The sequence below is a fragment of the Streptococcus sp. HMSC034B05 genome, assembly GCF_001809055.1.
Classification (GTDB): Bacteria; Bacillota; Bacilli; order Lactobacillales; family Streptococcaceae; genus Streptococcus; species Streptococcus constellatus.
This window is the reverse complement of record NZ_KV795614.1, coordinates 1-233: the sequence shown is the minus strand read 5'-3', so window position 1 is coordinate 233 and position 233 is coordinate 1. Positions and strand designations below refer to the sequence as shown.

Here is a 233-nt window from a genome sequence, read left to right as displayed (position 1 = left end):
GCTGGTGATGTTCCAGGAGTTGAATATGAACCGAATCTTATCTCGGCAACTGTAACTGTCGAAGATAAGGGAGGAAAGCTTGAAGTTACAAAGATCACTTATTCGAAAGCTGGTGAGGAGACGAAGGATCCAACCTTTATCAACCAATACACTCCAGGAAAAACGTTTGCCCGATTAGAGGTAAATAAAATTCTGACAGGCCGTCAGCTACAAAAAGACGAGTTTGAGTTTGA

At 42.1% G+C, this 233-nt stretch carries 1 protein-coding gene; it reads left to right on the top strand.

The genetic code is table 11. The features are described 5' to 3' along the window. The coding region (locus HMPREF2542_RS06365; RefSeq protein ID WP_148129464.1) for a Spy0128 family protein at positions 1-233 on the top strand (233 nt) is incomplete at both ends.